Source organism: Hoeflea marina, assembly GCF_003182275.1.
Lineage (GTDB): Bacteria > Pseudomonadota > Alphaproteobacteria > Rhizobiales > Rhizobiaceae > Hoeflea > Hoeflea marina.
In genome coordinates, this window is the sequence record NZ_QGTR01000003.1 from 176,586 (window position 1) to 192,404 (window position 15,819).

The following is a 15,819-nucleotide window of genomic DNA, read 5'->3' on the forward strand; positions in this document are numbered from 1 at the left end:
CCGCCCGAGGCAAGCGAATTCACCGGCGCGCGTGCGCCATCCACGGAGAATGTCATGAACAGCATCATCAAGTCCGCCTTCCTCGCCCTGTCGCTGGCAACGGCCGGCCTCGCCGTCTCGGCGCCCGCCGCATCGGCTGCCGGCATCGAGCTCCAGCTCGGCACCAACGGCGTCATCATCCGCGACAACAACGGCCGCCACGACGACCGCAATCGCCACAATGGCTGGAACAACGGTCGCCAGCAGACGCGCGACGCCTGCTCGCCGCAGCGCGCGCTGAACAAGGCCGAACGCATGGGTGTCCATCGGGCCCGCCTGACCGACGCCAACCGCCGCACCGTCACGGTGCGCGGCGTCAAGCGCGGCCACCGCGTCAACGTGGTGTTCGCCAACACCTCGTCCTGCCCTGTGCTCGGCTCGCGCTGACCCCCGTTCCTCATGCATGTGGCCCGAAAGTGTGCAGCGGTTTCGGGATCACGACATGCATGATGACGAAGAGCCAAGGCCCATCGCGTGCATCTGAATTCACGCGATGGGCTGTCGCACCATCAGGCCCCGACGCCGAAATGCGTCGGGGCCCGATGCGTTTTGGGGGAGAAGCGGCGCCCGTGCCCTGAACCGGCGGGCCTGCCGCCGCCACCGGCGGCGGCTCCTAATAGCGCTACTCGTCGTAGTCGGGCGGTATGTGGCTGCCGACGCCGATGGTCGAGAGGTCGTTGGACGTCTCGCTGACGCCGCCCAAGGAGCGGACGATCCGTTCCGCCAGCGCGCGCTGTTCACGGGTTTCGACCGAGCCTGAAAGCGTCGCCCGACCACCGTGGACCGTGACCGTCATGGTCGAAACGTCGAGATCGTCCCGGCCGCTCAGGATGTCGTAGATCCGTTCCTCGAGGTCATCGTCGTCGATCGCGTCAAGTTCGGACCCGGGATCGGGATCAGGACCGCCGGAGCTGTCGATGGCGGTTTCGCCGCTCACCTGCATGTCCGCCGGCTCGTCTTCGCCCAGGCTCCGGCTGTCCCTGCCCGTTTCCCGCTTGCGGGCCGCCGCCGAATCGCCGTCGGCATAGGGCCAGCCGTCGCGGATGTCGCGACCCTCGTAGTCCGCATAATCGGCCTCGCGCGAGGTGTCGCCTTCGCCGGTCTTCCGAGAGGTTGCCATTGTCTTGTCCTTTCCAACAGTGTCCCTCACAGAACTTCCCAGAGCGCAAAAGGTTCGGCGCGCGCGGCCCGGCGGAGCGACCGCGGCCTGCCGGAATCAATTGCCGCTGGACAGCGGCGCAAGGGCAGGCTCAACTCCGCCAGGGAGGACTTGCGATGATCAGACACACGGTGGCATTCCGGCTCGGCCACGCGGCCGGCTCGGAGGCGGAGCGGACATTTCTCAGCGACGGAGAGCGGATCCTCTCGGCGATCCCGGGCGTCGAGCGCTTCGAGGCCCTGCGGCAGACCTCGCCGAAGAACGCGTTCACGCACGGCTTTTCCATGGAATTTTCCGGCGAGGACGCCTACCGCGCCTACAACGACCATCCCGACCACGTCGCCTTCGTCCGCGACCGCTGGATCCCCGAGGTCGCGGAATTTCTCGAGATCGACTACGCGCCGCTCGGCTGAACCGGGGGCGGTTTCGCGCACATCCGTTCGTCCCGTGCGGCGCTGAGACTGCGCCTTGACGGGGCGGAACGGCCGGTCATCGCAAGATTCCCGCCACTCCCGATGGTGCCGGTCCGTTGCGTAAGGGGACCGTGAGAGATCACCGAACGGGGAGTGGAGTCCGCTGTCTCGCCGATGCCGGGGAAGTGGCGATTCCCGACATAACGGCCGATCCGCCTCTTGGTTTCCGGCCTTTAATCAGTGACCGTCACCAATAAACAAAACTGCAGTTTCTTTAATTAGGAGCGCCGCTGTCTGAATCCAGCACATGGGTCTTTCCGTCAGCGGCAGTTGTTGCAAAATCTGCAACAACTGGATCCTCGGCCAATTCCCCCGTCGTCGAAAATATGGGCAATGCGTCGGGAAATGACGGATTTTCACGCGAACAGATCGGCGATGCGATTCCGCGAAAGCCACCGACGACAAGGAGAAGCGTGAAGCACTGCAGGCGTAGTCCGAACATATCGGGTTTTTGGTTAAGCAGGGCGCGTAAAGGAATACCGGGCTTCCGTTATGTGGCTACTCTGGAATTCACGGCTCCAGTAGCTGCACCTAGCTGCACTGCAGCCTAAAGCGAAAAACCGTGCTATCCTGATTGACGCCAGTGTAAACAACCCGACAGCTCTTGTCTGGGAACCAGACATGCTCCGAAAGCTCAAGTTGCCTTTGCGCGGTTCGTCCGCCTCCTGTCAGGGTCGTTCGGACTTTCCAAACAGTCTTTTTGTCCCGGTTGAAACGAACTCCTCCAACTGCAAAATGATACTCACCGCTTAAAAGGCTCACGCTGCTTCCGTAGCTTAGCCCAAAGCTCTCACCGGGCATGATGGTTCGCGCTCCTTCCACTGGGTGGGCTTCAACAAAACGATCTACCTGCGGTTTGACGCAGTCCAGATACATTTTGTAGATTTCCTTGGAATCGGCAGGGCTCAATTCGATCATCCGTCCTAGTATTTCACCATCTCGGAACAGTTCGCCGTCGCCATCGGCCTGAGCGCCCATCAGTCGCTTCGCGATGAAACCGCCGACTTCACCGGAAAGACGGAGGCGGAGATTCTCGCTCGGCGCACATATTCGGATGATGTTCGTAGTCTGATCTGTAAGATCATCGGCCTTCGCAGCGCCCTGCAATACGATCAAAAGCGAACCCAGGACTAGTAGACGTTGTCGTAAGATCATAACCGCCTCCCTCTGCCAGCATATCTATAGGAAATAGATAATCACACAAACGGTCGGCACAAGTAAATGCGAGTGCCGTCGGAATTCAGGGCATACTATGCGCACCACTGTTCTCCTAAGACTGCCAGTTTCCACTCAAAATTGGCCCTGAACACATTATCTGCAAGCGCCGCGAATGCGGGCATCGACAGGGCGCACGGCTTCATCCGACGATGGACGGTGACGAGTGCCAGCGCCGATGACGGCGCCCAACTCAGGGATGTCGTTGCCAAAGACAACACGGGCTCGACAGTCTGGGTCGCTTCTCGACGGCGCTTCGCTTGTCTGCCAGCCAGTGGACAGCGCCTACCGGTCGAAGAAGAACGAGGAATGGCTGGAAAGGAACGGCCTGACGTCTGACATTCATCAGAAGAAGCCGAATGGCAAGCCGATGCCGGAGACGATGTCGAAAGCCAATGGGCGGCGATCGAAGGTCAGGTCCGCTGTCGAGCATGTCTTTGCCCGGCAGAAGGACAGAAGAAGCTCTTTGTCAGGACCATCGGGATCGGCAGGGCGACGCTGAAGATCGGAATGGCCAATATCGCCTACAACATGCTGCGTTATGTCTGGCATCAGGGGCGCACTGCGTCCGCATGAGCGAAATCCGGACGAAATCGCAAGCATCCCAAACAACCGGCGAAAATGCCCGAAACTCAACCTCTGAACGCAACGCTCGGCGCGCAGGGGTGCTTAAACGCCGCCACTCAAGCTGGAAACGACCGGCAAATCGAGGTGTCAGTTTCTTTAATTAAGAGCGCCGCTTTTAATCTCAAATGCCCAATATACGTCTTGCCCGCCACACCATTGACGACAATCAGTTCGCTACCGGCGAGAGGTCATCATCTTGGCGATGCCCTGCTCAGCGGGCTTCCCTTTGCGATCGGGCGTTTCCAGCCCCGGATTGTATTTGATGGATGCCTGAACCGAGTCGCGATTGAGGAGTTCGCCCTCGATCTCCGATGTCTTGATCGCTTCGGTGCTGAGGTGACGTGTTTCAATGCCCGACAACAACGTCTGACTGGCGCTGAAACCGCGTCTCCAAGGGGCGATCACCGCGCCGTCACAGGCGAAGTCCGGCCAGTCCAGATGGTCCAAGTTCCAAGCCATGAATTATAGACGTCCTTCCATAACTCACATGGACGCGTTTCCATGAGCGATAGAACTGGTTCCATGACCCATTGCGGATGTGACTGCCACCGGGGAACGTCGCCCGAACCGGTCATCAACCGCTCATTGCGCAGTTGATGGCCGTGTGCGCGGCGCCGGCGGCGCCAATATTCTGGCAATTCCGGGCGTCTTTGCCTATACTCATCTCATGAACATGCTTGAGACCATCAGCATCGACGTCTATCCGTGGGCTGCTCCGACGAAGGCGCAGCGCGCGTGGTTCGACGCGCTTTCGCCTGACGACAAGCGCAAGGCCATCCGGGCCGCCATTGACGAGGGCTTTGACAGCCCGGTCAGCGAAAAGTCGCTAGAGGACATCATTCGGGAAGCTGGCGCCGAATCCACACATGCGTCATAGGATTACGCAGCGCGCCGAACGAGACCTCAAGGATATCCACCGCTATACCGTCGATACGTTCGGCCTCGCACAGGCCGAGAAATACCTGCGCGAACTCGACGCTGTATTCCAGATCCTGGGTCACTATCCCAACATGGGAAGGATTTACGAGGGCCGCACGCACCAGTTCGTGCATGGCAAGCACATCATCCTGTACCGAGTTGGCTCGGATGAGATCGTCATCGGCCGCATCTTCCACGGAGCGCAAAGGCCCGCATCCGATTGAGCGCAGACCGTACAGGGCATTGTCGAGGATCGCCACCTCACACCTCGCCTCGATGCCTTCCGGTGTTCTGGCGAATCCGATGGTGCTCTGGCGCTGGAATTTGACTGGAGGCAAGGCGGGAGACTCAGATATTCAGTATGTTGAACGGGTCGCCCTGCCCGCAAGATAAAATGGTGCCGCTTAGGTGACTCGAACACCTGACCCCGTCATTACGAATGACGTGCTCTACCAACTGAGCTAAAGCGGCCCGCCGGACGGGGCGATGGTTGCGCCCCCGGATGGAGACGGCAGATACCTTGATTGCCGGCAAAGTTCAAGCCGGATGAGGACGCGGACCCGGATTTTTCATTTCGGCCCCGCCGCCGGGGCCGACCGCGCCCGCAGAGACGGATCCGGACAACCGACCGGAACGCTCGGCGCCTGGCCGCGCCGACGCGAAGCGGCGGAGGACGGTCAGAGCGCCAGCCGCGCCCGCGCCGCCCTGTATTCGCCCTCGAGCCGGTCGACGAGGCCGGCCACGGGCAGCACCTGCTTGACCGCGCCGATGCCCTGGCCGCAACCCCAGATGTCCTTCCAAGCCTTGGCGCCGGAGGTGGCGCCGTCGAAGTTCATCTTGGAGGGATCGGCCTCGGGCAGATGGTCGGGATCCATGCCCGCCAGCGCGATCGACGGCTTGAGATAGTTGCCGGGGATGCCGGTGAAATAGTTCGAATAGACGATGTCCTTGGCGCTCGAATCGACGATCATCTGCTTGTAGGCGTCCTGGGCGCGGGCCTCCTCGGTGGCGATGAAGGCCGAGCCGATATAGGCCATGTCGGCGCCCATCGCCTCGGCTGCGAGCACCGCGCCGCCGGTGGAGATCGACCCCGACAGCAGCAGCGGACCGTCGAACCATTCGCGGATCTCCTGGATCAGCGCGAAGGGCGAGATCGGCCCGGCATGGCCGCCGGCGCCGGCGGCGACCGCGATCAGCCCGTCGGCGCCCTTGTTGATGGCCGAGTGGGCGTGGCGGTTGTTGATGATGTCGTGCAGCACGATGCCGCCATAGGAGTGGATGGCGGCGTTGACCTCGGGCACGGCGCCGAGCGAGGAGATGACGATCGGCACCTTGTATTTGACGCACATGGTCAGGTCGTGCTCAAGCCGCGTGTTGGAGCGGTGGACGATCTGGTTGACCGCGAAGGGAGCCGCCGGCCGGTCCGGATTCTTCGCATTGTGATCGGCCAGGCCCTCGGTGATCTCGGCCAGCCATTCGTCGAGCTGCGCCTCGGGGCGGGCGTTGAGTGCCGGAAACGAGCCGACCACACCGGCCTTGCACTGGGCCATGACCAGCGGCGGATGCGAAATGATGAACAGCGGCGCGGCGACCACGGGAAGGCGAAGATGGGTTTTCAGGATGGCTGGAAGGGTCATGGCGCCTCGCGGAATGAAATATGACGTTTACGCAAACGTCAATTTGCATAGCAGACCTCTCGGGGAGTGAAAAGCCCGCCCGACCCGCATCGCCGCGCGCCTGCCTTGCGGGCTTATCCACCGCCCCCCGCGCTACGGCCTTGAGTTTTGGCAGCCGAAGGCCTACCAAACCAGCAGGTTGGAAGCGGTTTCCACCGGATGGTCCGGACATGCGAAGGCATGGACCGCGGCCCTCAACAAAGGACCCGGCATTGACAGGGATGGAAGCGGCCATACGAAGTGCGCTCGACCGCGCCGGAATCCCCGGCGCCGAGGCGCGCGGGCGCATTTACCAGTCCGCGCGGACGGCGCTGGAGCGCAGCCTGGAACGCCAGGGCATCACCGAGGCGGGGATCGCGGCGGACCAGAAAGCCAGGCTCGAGGCCCTGATTGCCGGCATCGAGGCGGAGTGGGCGCCGCCGGGAACGCCGGGCTCGATGGCCGACCACCGGCCATCGCCCGAGCGTCAGCCCCAGCCGCCGGTGGAGGCGCCGCCGGCCTCCGCGCGGGCCTTCGACTTTCCCGAAGCGCCGACCCGGTCGACACAAACTTCCTCCCCGGACGTCTCCCGGTTCGACCCGCCGCCGGCGCCGCCGGTGGAGACCCGCCGGGCCGAGCCCGCCGCCGACCACTGGGACCAGGCGCCATCGCCAACCAATCCGCGGGGCGGGGCCGGCGAGAGCCGCGAGGGGCGGCTCGACGTCGCCCCGGCCGCAGGAGAACGCGGCCCGGCAAGGGCGGCCAGCCCCGTCACTCCGGAAGCGCGCGGCCGTCCGCAGCAGCCCAGGAAAGTGCACGTCCCCAAGGAGCGCGGAAAGCGGCGCAAGCGGCCAGTGTATTCGGCCATCTTCTCCGGCGCCGTGATGGCCTCCTTCATCGGCATCGGCATCTGGTTCGCGTCCGAAAGCGGCGCCTTCAAATCCGCCGCCGAGCGCGACACCGGCGTGCCGAACCCGCCGCCGACCGTCTCGGAGGAGGATTTCGCCGGCAACGGCAGCGCGTTGCGGCAGCTGGAGCCGGGCAGCGGCTTTTCCGGCGAATGGACCGATGTCTACAATCCAGCGGGCGATGCGACGGTCTCGACGCGCGGCAGCGCCACGGCCGAGGTCGTCACCGACGGCGACGCGCCGGCGCTCAGGATCACCTCGCGCGCCGCCGACCAGAACGGCGAGGTGCTGATCCCGCTCGGCGCCGATGTGCTGCAGACGCTGGCCGGCCGCAAGTCGGTGCTGGCCCTGACCGTCCGCTCGGCCACCAACGACGCCACGCAGATCTATGTCAAATGCGAGTTCTCGACGCTGGGTGACTGCGGCCGGCGGCGGTTCGACGTCACCTACGAGACCACCGACATCCTGTTCAATCTCGACTATGACCGGGCTCTGGCGCCGAGTTCGCCGGGGCACATCGTCATCAACAGCGACATCAGCGGCGGCGGCAGGGGCATCGACCTGCTGGCCATCCGGATGCGTCCGGGCGGATGAGGCGTCCGCCCCGGGCCAGAGCCGCGGGATCGCCGGCATGATCCCGGACCGCCGCATCGGCGCCGATGTCCCCGGCCTCGACTTCATCGCCATCGACGTGGAAACCGCCAATTCCGATCCGGGGACGATCTGCCAGGTGGGACTCGCCACCTTCCGGGACGGCCGGCTCACCGCCGGGTGGAAATCGCTCGCCAATCCCGGCTGCGATTTCCACCATGGCAACATCGCCATCCACGGCATCCGCAAGGCGGACGTGGCCGGCGCCATGCTGCTCAGCGACATCATGCGCAACCTGCACCCGGCGCTCGGCGCCAATGTGCTGGTCAGCCATTCGAGCTTCGACCGCAGGGCGCTTGCCAACGCCTCGGCCCGTTTCGACCTGCCGATGCCGGACTACCGCTGGATCGACACCCTGTCGGTGGCGCGCAGGGCATGGCCGGAGCTGAAGGAGCGGGGCGGCTATTCGCTGGGCAAGGTCTGCAGGTTCCTCGGACACGACTTCGCCCATCATGACGCGTTGGCCGACGCGATCGCCTGCGGCCACCTGCTGGCCATCGCCGCCGCCCGGACGGGCTGGTCCATCGGGTCGCTGATAACGCCGCCAAAGCCGCCTGCAAAACGGCTGGAGGCGGCCTCCCCGCGCTTTCCGGCAGCGGTGCGGGCCCGGTCGGGCGATCCGCTCGGGCACCTCGCCGGGGAAGCCATCGTCTTCAGCGGCGACCTCAGCCTGCCGCGCGAGGACGCCGCCGGCATGGCCGCCCGCGCCGGCTGCCGGGTGATGACGACGGTCGGATACCGGACCACCATCGTCGTCGTTGGCGGCGATCATCCGTCGATGCGCGCCGATGCGGAGAAGAGCAGCAAGCACCGCAAGGCCGAAGACCTTGCCGCCGAGGGATATCCGATCCGGATCATCGGCGAAGGCGAGTTCCGCAGCCTGGTGGGCGGGACCTGAGCGGATGACGCGGCGGCTGCCGGACTTGCGCCGCCCTCAGGACGCCGCTGCAGACCGACCTATAGCTCATCGCGTGAATTCATGAATGCCGTGGTCCCGAAGCCGCTGCACACTTTCGGGCGACATGCATTCTCATTCCGCTTCATCCGCTTCGGCATCGCTGACGCTGGTGGTGCGGAGCCAGGGGCGGATCTCGTTCCAGCCCTGCGGAAACAGATCTCTCGCCTGCTCGTCGCTGATGGACGGCGGAATGATGACCCGCTGGCCCGGGCGCCAGTCCGCCGGCGTGGCGATCCTGCGCGCATCGGCAAGCTGCAGGGCGTCGATGACCCGGAGGATCTCGTCGAAATTGCGCCCGACATTCATCGGATAGGTCATGGTCAGCCGGATCCTGGCCGAGGGATCGATGATGAAGACCGCGCGCACGGCTGCCGTCAGGCTTTCGGTCGGGTGGATCATCCCGTACAGCTTGGCCACCTTGAGGTCCGGGTCGGCGATGACAGGGAAGTCCACCGTCGTGTGCTGGGTGTCGTCGACGTCGGCGATCCAGGCCCGGTGCTCGGCGACAGTGTCGGTGGAGAGCCCGATGGACTTGACGTTGCGGGCGGCGAACGCAGCTGCGAGTTGCGCCGTGCGCCCCAGTTCGGTGGTGCAGACCGGCGTGAAGTCCGCCGGGTGGCTGAAGAAGAAGACCCAAGACCTGCCGATCCAGGCATGGAAGTCGATCGGGCCTTGAGTGGTTTCGACCTGGAAATTCGGGGCGATTTCGCCGATGTGCAGGGTCACGACGGTCTCCTTTGCGGAAAGATGTCTGTTCGGGCCGCAATCCGGCCAGGGCGGGCTCCACCGACGCCCTCGCCGCGACGCGCGGCTTTTTCGGGGTCGATGCGACCGCCTGGGCTGTTGTGGCAGAATCGCACGGCCGCGGCATTGATTTCGGACAAGTCGCGGCGGAACTGCTCACGGATCCAGACATGAAACCGCGGCTGCCCCCTGCGCGGCGAAGCAGACTGCGCGTTGCGCCATGCGGTCAGAGGCCGTTGACCGGAACCTTCAGCATCGGCCGGCCATCCTTGTCCCGGGGGATCTCGCCCGCGCGCATGTTGACCTGCAAAGAGGGGATGATCAGCTTCGGAACGGCCAGTTGCCGGTCGCGCTCGGTGCGGAAGCGGATGAAGTCCTCGCGAGTCTTGCCGCCGCCGACATGGATGTTGTGCTCGCGTTCCGCCGCCACGGTCGTCTCCCAGGCGATGTCGCGGCCGTTGGGGCCATAGTCGTGGCACATGAACAGCCGCATCGCGTCGGGCAGCGCCAGCACCTTCTGGATCGAATCATAGAGCTGGCCGGCATCGCCGCCTGGGAAATCGGCCCGCGCCGAGCCGCCGTCGGGCATGAACAGCGTGTCGCCGACAAAGGCGGCGTCGCCCATCACATGCACCATGCAGGCCGGCGTGTGGCCGGGCGTGTAGATGGCGAAGGCCTGCATGCCACCCACCCTGTAGGTGTCGCCGTCGGCAAACAGCGCGTCGAACTGCGAGCCGTCGCGCTGGAATTCGGTGCCCTCGTTGAAGATCTTGCCGAAGGTGTCCTGGACCACCATGATCCTGTCGCCGATGCCGATCCGGCCGCCCAGCTCACCCTGGATGTAGGGCGCGGCGGAGAGATGGTCGGCATGCACATGCGTCTCGATGATCCATTCGAGCTCAAGGCCGTGCTCGCGGATATAAGCGATCATAGCGTCGGCGTGCCCGTAGGTGATGCGGCCGGCGGCATAGTCGATGTCCATCACCGTATCGATCACCGCGCAGGCCGCCGATCCGGGATCCTTGACGACATAGGAGATCGTGTTGGTGGCCGGGTCGAAGAACGCCTTGACCTCCGGCCTGACATCCATGCGGATGGGATGGGGCGACATCGGCAATTCCTCCGGGTTCCTGAACAGGCTTCACCTTGCCGGCGATCACGGCATGCCGGCGCCGACGGCTTCCAGCCCGGCCAGCATATATAAATGTACGTCTATATTCAAGACAACCTATGTCTTCAGGCTGGAATCGGCCATTGCCGCGGGCGGAAGACCGAGCTCGATCACGTTGTCACGCGATCCGTCGCCTGATCTCTTCGAGCCCATGCACCAGCAAGCCGGCGGCCAGGCCCCAGAATGCCGCGCCGACCCCGAAGGCGGCGATGCCGGAGGCGGTGACGATGAAGGTGGCGGCGGCGGCGAAGCGGGTCGTCGGCACCTCGAAGGCAGAGGTGAGCGCGCCGATCAGCGGCGAGACCAGCGCCAGGCCGGCGATGACCGCGATGATGGCTGCAGGCATGGCGATGATCGTGGCGATGATCACCGGGCCGAGCATGCCGAGCACGGCCCAGATCGCGGCATAGACCAGCCCGACCTTCCAGCGCTGGTCGCGGTCGGGATGCACCCCCTCGTCGAGGCAGATCGCCGCGGTGATGGCGGCCATCGAAATGGTGTGGGCGCCGAACAGCGCCGAGACGGCGGAGGCAATGCCGGTGACGCCCAGCGCGGCGGTGACGGGCGGGGTGAAGCCGTTGGCGCGCAGCACGGCGAAGCCCGGCAGATTCTGCGAGGCCATGGTGACGAGATAGAGCGGAACGCCGAGCCCGATGAGCACGCCGGGCGCGAATTCGGGCCCGATGAAGGTAAGCGGCGTCAGGTCGGGCGAGACCTGCGGCCAGGGGGTGCCGCCCCACGAAAAGGCGATCGCCAGGCCGGCCAGCAGGGTGGCGAGCACAGCATGCAGCGGATTGGCGAGACGGACGAGCAGGAACACCGCCACCAGCGGCAGGACCAGCAGCGGAAAGGCCACCGCCTGGGTGGCGACCGCCAGCGAGAACGGCAGCAGCACGCCGGCAAGCATGCCGGAGGCGATGCCCGACGGTATGGCGTTGACCGCGCGGTTGACGGGCGGAATGACGCCGGTGAGCGCGATCAGGACGGCGGCGAAGATGAAGGCGCCCACGGCCTGGTGGATATCGACGCCGGTGGAGGCAGCGACCAGCGCGGCGCCCGGCGTCGACCAGGCCAGCACGATCGGCACCCGCTTCCAGGTGCTCAGCAGCGCCGAGCCGGCCGCCTTGGCAAAGCAGATCGCCGCGATCCAGGACGTGGTCTGCTCCGGCGAGGCACCCACGGCCAGCGCCGCGGCGAGCACCAGCGCGATGGTCGAGCCGAAGCCCACAATGGCCGCCACCAGCGCGGCCGAGATCATCGAAAGAGGCATGGGCGGTCCTTGCTGAGCCGGCCCGGCAGTCCGGTGACGGCCGGGTCGTGCCTTCGGCGCTATGACTGCTTCTGCAGCAGGCGGCCGGCGCGCTGCACCGCGAGCGTATACCCCTGGGTGCCGAAGCCGCAGATGACGCCGTCGGCGCGCCCCGAGACAAAGGAGTGATGGCGGAAGCTCTCGCGCTTGTGGATGTTGGAAATGTGGACTTCCAGCACCACGCCGTCAAAGGCGTTGAGCGCATCGAGAACGGCCACCGACGTGTGGCTCAGGGCGGCGGGATTGATGATGATCGCCGCCGCCGTCTCGCGCGCCTCGTGGATCCAGTCGACCAGCTGGTATTCGGCGTTGGACTGGGCGAACCTGATCTCCAGGCCGAGCCGGCCGGCTTCGGCGCGGCATTCCGCCTCCACGTCGGCGAGCGTTTCATGACCGTAGATCTCCGGCTGACGCTTGCCCAGCAGGTTGAGATTGGGGCCGTTGAGGATGTAAATGGTGCGGCTCACGGAGACCTGCCTTCCTGCTGACGCATGCCGCCCGAATGCGTGCAGCGGCTTCGGGATCACGACATGCTCGATTATAAAGAGCCAAGGCACATCGCGTGAATCAGAATTCACGCTGTATGTTTTGGCGACTGCGATGTCGATCACCGCGCCCGCGCGCGGGGCGGCAGGCGCCGGCGACCGTGACCGGCGCGGATATGTCCGACATTCCGGTCGCAGCGTCAAGCGCGCCGCGACCTTCGCTCAGGCCTTGCCTTTCCAGGGGATGAGCCATTTCTCAGCCATCCGCATGAGGATGTCGATCGAATAGCCGATGATGCCGATCAGGATGATGCCCATGATGACGATGTCGGTGTTCTGGAACTTCGAGGCGGCGATGATCATCTTGCCGGCGCCCTTCTCGGCCGCCACCAGTTCGGCCGCCACCACCGTTCCCCAGCACACGCCCATGGCAACGCGGGCGCCGGTGAAGATCTCGGGCAGCGAATTGGGCACGATGACACGGGTGAGCAGCTGCCATTTCGAGGCGCCAAGCGAATAGGCGGCGTGGACCTTGGTGATGCGCACGCCCGATACGCCCGAGCGCGCGGCGATGACCATGATCCAGAGTGCTGCCAGGAACAGCAGCGAGATCTTGCCGGTTTCCCAGATGCCGAACCAGATGATGATCAGCGGGATCAGCGCCAGCGGCGGCACCGGCCGCATGAACTCGACGATCGGGTCGAACCAGCCGCGGAACCAGCTGTTGAGCCCCATGGCGTAGCCCAGCGGGACGCCGACGATGGAGCCGAGAAAGAAGCCCACCAGCACACGGTAGAGCGACCAGGAGAGGTTTTCCCACAGCGTCACGTTCTGGTAGCCGTTTTTCGAGATCTCGATGAAGCGGGCGACCACGGTTTCGGGCGCCGGCAGCCAGATCGGCTCCATCTGCCAGCCCTTGGCCGGTTCGAAGGCCAGGCTGCCCTTGTCGGTCATCCGCACCAGACCGCTCGGGATTTCGATCTCGCCGTTGGGGGTGACCGGCCTGCCGTCGACGGAGGTGATCACAGCCTCCGGCGCATCGGGCAGGAGGTCGTTGCGCGAGATCAGCGTCGAGCGCCAGGCAACCATGTCGAGCGACCGGTCCCGGGCAAAGCCGACATCGGCGGCCGCGTCGAGGGGAGCCAGGTCGGCCGCCTCGGAGGCCTGGTGCACGTCGACCAGGATGATGCCGTCGTCGGTGCTGCCGTCCGGCGCGGTGGCCTGGTAGGCGATGCTGGCCTTGCCGACAAAGGGGCCGGGCACGTGCAGGAAGCCGGGAACCAGCGTGGAACCGGTGAACGAACACCAGATCAGAAAGATCGACAGCACCGAGATGATGGACGCCACCCGGTTGGAGCTGACCGCGCTCTCGTCGCCGAAGGTCACGGTCTTGAGGCTGGTGAAGTCATGCTTGCGCGTGAACAGGCCGCGCACCAGGCTGTAACCCGTCATGGCGGCGGCGAAGATGGCGACATAGATGAGAAGGATGGTCATGCCACGCTCTCCGTGCGACCCATGATTTCCTCTTCCATGTCCCAGATCATGCTGAGGATTTCCTCGCGCTTGCTGGCGAAATCCGGATGTTTCTTGACCTGGCGCAGGTCGGCGTTGACGCCCATTTCGGCAAAGGGCAGCCGGTATTCGCGGTGCAGCCGGCCGGGGCGCGGCGCCATCACCACCAGTCGTTCACCCAGAAGCAACGCCTCCTCGACCGAGTGGGTGATCAGGATGATGGTCTTGCCGGTTTCCTTCCACAGCTTGAGCACCAGGCCCTGCATCTTCTCGCGGGTCAGCGCGTCGAGCGCGCCCAGCGGCTCGTCCATCAGGATGACATCGGGATCGTTGGCGAGGCAGCGGGCCAGCGCCACGCGCTGCTGCATGCCGCCGGAGAGCTCGTAGACTGCCTTGTCCTTGAAATCGCGCAGGCCGACGGTGTCGAGCAGATGATCGACGATCTCGCGGCTCTGAGCCTTCGGCATGCCCTTCATGTCGGGGCCGAAGGACACGTTCTTGCGCACGCTCATCCATTCGAACAGCGCGCCCTGCTGGAACACCATGCCGCGCTCGGCCGCCGGTCCTGTGACCACGTGGCCATTGAGCTCCACCCTGCCCGAGGTGGGCGCCAGGAACCCGGCGACGATGTTGAGCAGGGTTGTCTTGCCGCAGCCCGAAGGTCCGAGCACCGACATCAGTTCGCCCTTGGCAATGTCGAGCGAGACATTCTGCAAGGCCTGCACGGATCCGCCGTTGGGCAGTTCGAAACGCATGGAGATATTGTCGATTTTCAGTCCGGACACTGCGTTCCCCTGTGATGATCGTGGCCCTGTCCGCAACGGACCGCCCTGCGCGGAAATGGCCGCCCGCTCAAGCGGACGGCCGCTCGCATCACATCTTCGAGGCTGCCTCGAGGTAGCTGGCGTCGACGGCGCTGTCATAGGAATCGCGCGCCTTGTCGATGGTGCCTTGGGCGACGAAGAAGTCGGCCACTTCCTTGAGGAAGGTCTGGGTGCCGCCGCCGAGCCATTCCGGGCTCAGCATCTCATCGACGGTCGGGAAGGCAAAGCCGGCAAGGGTGTCCTTGGTGGCTGCTTCATCCATGCCGGCTGCCTTGGCGAGAACCGGCAGCATTTCCTCTGCGCCGCCACCGGCATATTTGGCGTTCATGTCGGCCGTGACCTTGAGGAACTTGGCCAGCACCTCGGGATGTTCCTTCGCCCAGGCGGTCGAGACCGTGGTGGCATCGAAGACCTTGATGCCGAGCGCTTCCTTTTCGGCGCCGTTCAAGAGCACATTGCCGTGCTCCTTCATGCGGCGCAGCGCCCCGCCCCAGCCGCAGACCATGTCGAGATTGCCATTGGCAAAGGCGGCCGCGCCGTCGGGCGGCGACATGTCGACGACCTTCATGGTCGAGACGTCGACACCGAAATGCGCCATCTGCTTGAGGAATCCGTAATGGGCGGCAGTGCCGAGCGGCACGCCGACTTCCTTGCCTTCAAGTTCCTTGGCGTTGTCCTTGGTGATCTCGAGATTGGAACGGACGACGCAGTTGTCGTTGTCGGAATAGGAGACGGCGACGTCGACGACCTGCAGGTCCTGGCCGGCGGACGTGGCAACCACGAAGGGCGGAATTCCCTGCGAGAACGAAATCTGCACGTCGCCCGACGCCATGGCCGCCGACATCGCGGTGCCGGCATCGAAGGACACCCAGTTCACCTTCATGCCGAGAGCCTCCTCGTACAGGCCGTTGGCCTGGGCGAACTGGTTGGGTGTCGGCCATTCGAGGAAGTAGGCGACCGTCAGCTCTTCGGCCGCCGCATGGGTCGAAAAGCCGGCACCGGCCATGACCGCTGCGGCTGCGACGCCCATCATGAATTTCACAGACTGTTTCATAGTGCACTCCCGTTCCTTGACCGGACGATCCGGTCAATCCAATGACCAATCCCGATTCTGGCGCCGGACGGCTCGACCGTCCCGATGCGCGACCGGACTGCTGCTGTTCCACCATTC

18 protein-coding genes and 1 tRNA gene are annotated in these 15,819 nt (G+C 64.7%); 6 read left to right on the top strand and 13 right to left on the bottom strand.

What is annotated here, in order from left to right; translation table 11 throughout:
• Window positions 1–54: 54 nt before the first annotated feature.
• Window positions 55–426, top strand: a complete 372-nt coding sequence (locus tag DFR52_RS12055) for a hypothetical protein (protein ID WP_110032231.1) — start codon at window positions 55–57, stop codon at window positions 424–426.
• A 235-nt stretch (window positions 427–661) separates the two neighbouring features.
• On the opposite strand, the gene DFR52_RS12060 is transcribed toward DFR52_RS12055, so the two are convergent.
• Window positions 662–1,159: a BON domain-containing protein gene (locus tag DFR52_RS12060; RefSeq protein WP_110032232.1), complete on the bottom strand. Its 498-nt coding sequence runs from the start codon at window positions 1,157–1,159 to the stop codon at window positions 662–664.
• 155 nt (window positions 1,160–1,314) lie between these two features.
• On the opposite strand from DFR52_RS12060, the gene DFR52_RS12065 reads away from it, so the two are divergent.
• Window positions 1,315–1,611, top strand: coding sequence for a Dabb family protein (locus tag DFR52_RS12065; protein WP_110032233.1), 297 nt, complete (start codon window positions 1,315–1,317; stop codon window positions 1,609–1,611).
• A gap of 591 nt (window positions 1,612–2,202) precedes the next feature.
• Here DFR52_RS12065 and DFR52_RS12070 read toward each other — a convergent pair.
• The 3 genes from DFR52_RS12070 to DFR52_RS12080 form a co-directional block, all read right to left on the bottom strand.
• Window positions 2,203–2,787 carry a hypothetical protein gene (locus tag DFR52_RS12070; protein WP_158284946.1) on the bottom strand — a complete coding sequence of 195 codons (585 nt, stop codon included), beginning with the start codon at window positions 2,785–2,787 and terminating at the stop codon, window positions 2,203–2,205.
• Between the two features lie 444 nt (window positions 2,788–3,231).
• On the bottom strand, window positions 3,232–3,438 hold the full coding sequence (locus DFR52_RS24500) for a hypothetical protein (protein WP_158284947.1): 207 nt from the start codon (window positions 3,436–3,438) through the stop codon (window positions 3,232–3,234).
• A 249-nt stretch (window positions 3,439–3,687) separates the two neighbouring features.
• Complete coding sequence (locus tag DFR52_RS12080) at window positions 3,688–3,960, bottom strand: DUF4172 domain-containing protein (protein WP_158284948.1); 273 nt, start codon at window positions 3,958–3,960, stop codon at window positions 3,688–3,690.
• 157 nt (window positions 3,961–4,117) lie between these two features.
• Between DFR52_RS12080 and DFR52_RS12085 the strand changes: the two genes are divergently transcribed.
• Complete coding sequence (locus DFR52_RS12085; protein ID WP_110032236.1) at window positions 4,118–4,390, top strand: hypothetical protein; 273 nt, start codon at window positions 4,118–4,120, stop codon at window positions 4,388–4,390.
• Window positions 4,380–4,655, top strand: a complete 276-nt coding sequence (locus DFR52_RS12090; RefSeq protein ID WP_110032237.1) for a type II toxin-antitoxin system RelE/ParE family toxin — start codon at window positions 4,380–4,382, stop codon at window positions 4,653–4,655. Before DFR52_RS12085 ends, DFR52_RS12090 begins: the two co-directional genes overlap by 11 nt.
• Before the next feature lie 171 nt (window positions 4,656–4,826).
• Here the strand turns inward: DFR52_RS12090 and DFR52_RS12095 are convergent.
• Both DFR52_RS12095 and DFR52_RS12100 read right to left on the bottom strand, forming a co-directional pair.
• Window positions 4,827–4,902, bottom strand: a tRNA-Thr gene (locus tag DFR52_RS12095).
• A 206-nt stretch (window positions 4,903–5,108) separates the two neighbouring features.
• Entirely contained in the window at window positions 5,109–6,068 is a 960-nt protein-coding gene (locus DFR52_RS12100; RefSeq protein ID WP_110032238.1) for an NAD(P)H-dependent flavin oxidoreductase, read from the bottom strand.
• A gap of 251 nt (window positions 6,069–6,319) precedes the next feature.
• Between DFR52_RS12100 and DFR52_RS24505 the strand changes: the two genes are divergently transcribed.
• Both DFR52_RS24505 and DFR52_RS12115 read left to right on the top strand, forming a co-directional pair.
• Window positions 6,320–7,588: a hypothetical protein gene (locus tag DFR52_RS24505; protein ID WP_158284949.1), complete on the top strand. Its 1,269-nt coding sequence runs from the start codon at window positions 6,320–6,322 to the stop codon at window positions 7,586–7,588.
• 37 nt (window positions 7,589–7,625) lie between these two features.
• Window positions 7,626–8,543, top strand: coding sequence for an exonuclease domain-containing protein (locus DFR52_RS12115; protein ID WP_158284950.1), 918 nt, complete (start codon window positions 7,626–7,628; stop codon window positions 8,541–8,543).
• 132 nt (window positions 8,544–8,675) lie between these two features.
• Here DFR52_RS12115 and DFR52_RS12120 read toward each other — a convergent pair whose 3' ends face one another.
• From DFR52_RS12120 to DFR52_RS12150, 7 genes are all read right to left on the bottom strand, one after another.
• Entirely contained in the window at window positions 8,676–9,329 is a 654-nt protein-coding gene (locus tag DFR52_RS12120; RefSeq protein WP_110032242.1) for a peroxiredoxin, read from the bottom strand.
• A gap of 244 nt (window positions 9,330–9,573) precedes the next feature.
• Window positions 9,574–10,458 (bottom strand): MBL fold metallo-hydrolase, encoded by an 885-nt coding sequence (locus DFR52_RS12125; RefSeq protein ID WP_110032243.1) that lies wholly within the window; start codon window positions 10,456–10,458, stop codon window positions 9,574–9,576.
• Window positions 10,459–10,636: 178 nt separating this feature from the next.
• Window positions 10,637–11,788, bottom strand: a complete 1,152-nt coding sequence (locus DFR52_RS12130) for a benzoate/H(+) symporter BenE family transporter (protein ID WP_110032244.1) — start codon at window positions 11,786–11,788, stop codon at window positions 10,637–10,639.
• Window positions 11,789–11,847: 59 nt separating this feature from the next.
• The gene (aroQ, locus tag DFR52_RS12135) at window positions 11,848–12,294 is read right to left on the bottom strand and encodes a type II 3-dehydroquinate dehydratase (protein WP_110032835.1); all 447 of its coding nucleotides are present in this window, start codon (window positions 12,292–12,294) and stop codon (window positions 11,848–11,850) included.
• 240 nt (window positions 12,295–12,534) lie between these two features.
• Window positions 12,535–13,806 carry an ABC transporter permease gene (locus DFR52_RS12140; RefSeq protein WP_110032245.1) on the bottom strand — a complete coding sequence of 424 codons (1,272 nt, stop codon included), beginning with the start codon at window positions 13,804–13,806 and terminating at the stop codon, window positions 12,535–12,537.
• Window positions 13,803–14,609 (bottom strand): taurine ABC transporter ATP-binding protein, encoded by an 807-nt coding sequence (locus DFR52_RS12145; RefSeq protein WP_110032246.1) that lies wholly within the window; start codon window positions 14,607–14,609, stop codon window positions 13,803–13,805. The genes DFR52_RS12140 and DFR52_RS12145 overlap by 4 nt, the downstream gene beginning before the upstream one ends.
• Window positions 14,610–14,697: 88 nt before the next feature.
• Complete coding sequence (locus DFR52_RS12150; protein ID WP_110032247.1) at window positions 14,698–15,702, bottom strand: taurine ABC transporter substrate-binding protein; 1,005 nt, start codon at window positions 15,700–15,702, stop codon at window positions 14,698–14,700.
• Between the last annotated feature and the right edge of the window lie 117 nt (window positions 15,703–15,819).

Bases quoted from the DNA above. Each gene is read 5' to 3' on its own strand.
- DFR52_RS12055 (WP_110032231.1), top strand. From the start codon at position 55: ATGAACAGCATCATCAAGTCCGCCTTCCTCGCCCTGTCGCTGGCAACG.
- DFR52_RS12060 (WP_110032232.1), bottom strand. From the start codon at position 1,159: ATGGCAACCTCTCGGAAGACCGGCGAAGGCGACACCTCGCGCGAGGCC.
- DFR52_RS12065 (WP_110032233.1), top strand. From the start codon at position 1,315: ATGATCAGACACACGGTGGCATTCCGGCTCGGCCACGCGGCCGGCTCG.
- DFR52_RS24500 (WP_158284947.1), bottom strand. From the start codon at position 3,438: ATGCCAGACATAACGCAGCATGTTGTAGGCGATATTGGCCATTCCGAT.
- DFR52_RS12090 (WP_110032237.1), top strand. From the start codon at position 4,380: ATGCGTCATAGGATTACGCAGCGCGCCGAACGAGACCTCAAGGATATC.
- DFR52_RS12100 (WP_110032238.1), bottom strand. From the start codon at position 6,068: ATGACCCTTCCAGCCATCCTGAAAACCCATCTTCGCCTTCCCGTGGTC.
- DFR52_RS12115 (WP_158284950.1), top strand. From the start codon at position 7,626: ATGATCCCGGACCGCCGCATCGGCGCCGATGTCCCCGGCCTCGACTTC.
- DFR52_RS12125 (WP_110032243.1), bottom strand. From the start codon at position 10,458: ATGTCGCCCCATCCCATCCGCATGGATGTCAGGCCGGAGGTCAAGGCG.
- DFR52_RS12130 (WP_110032244.1), bottom strand. From the start codon at position 11,788: ATGCCTCTTTCGATGATCTCGGCCGCGCTGGTGGCGGCCATTGTGGGC.
- DFR52_RS12140 (WP_110032245.1), bottom strand. From the start codon at position 13,806: ATGACCATCCTTCTCATCTATGTCGCCATCTTCGCCGCCGCCATGACG.
- DFR52_RS12150 (WP_110032247.1), bottom strand. From the start codon at position 15,702: ATGAAACAGTCTGTGAAATTCATGATGGGCGTCGCAGCCGCAGCGGTC.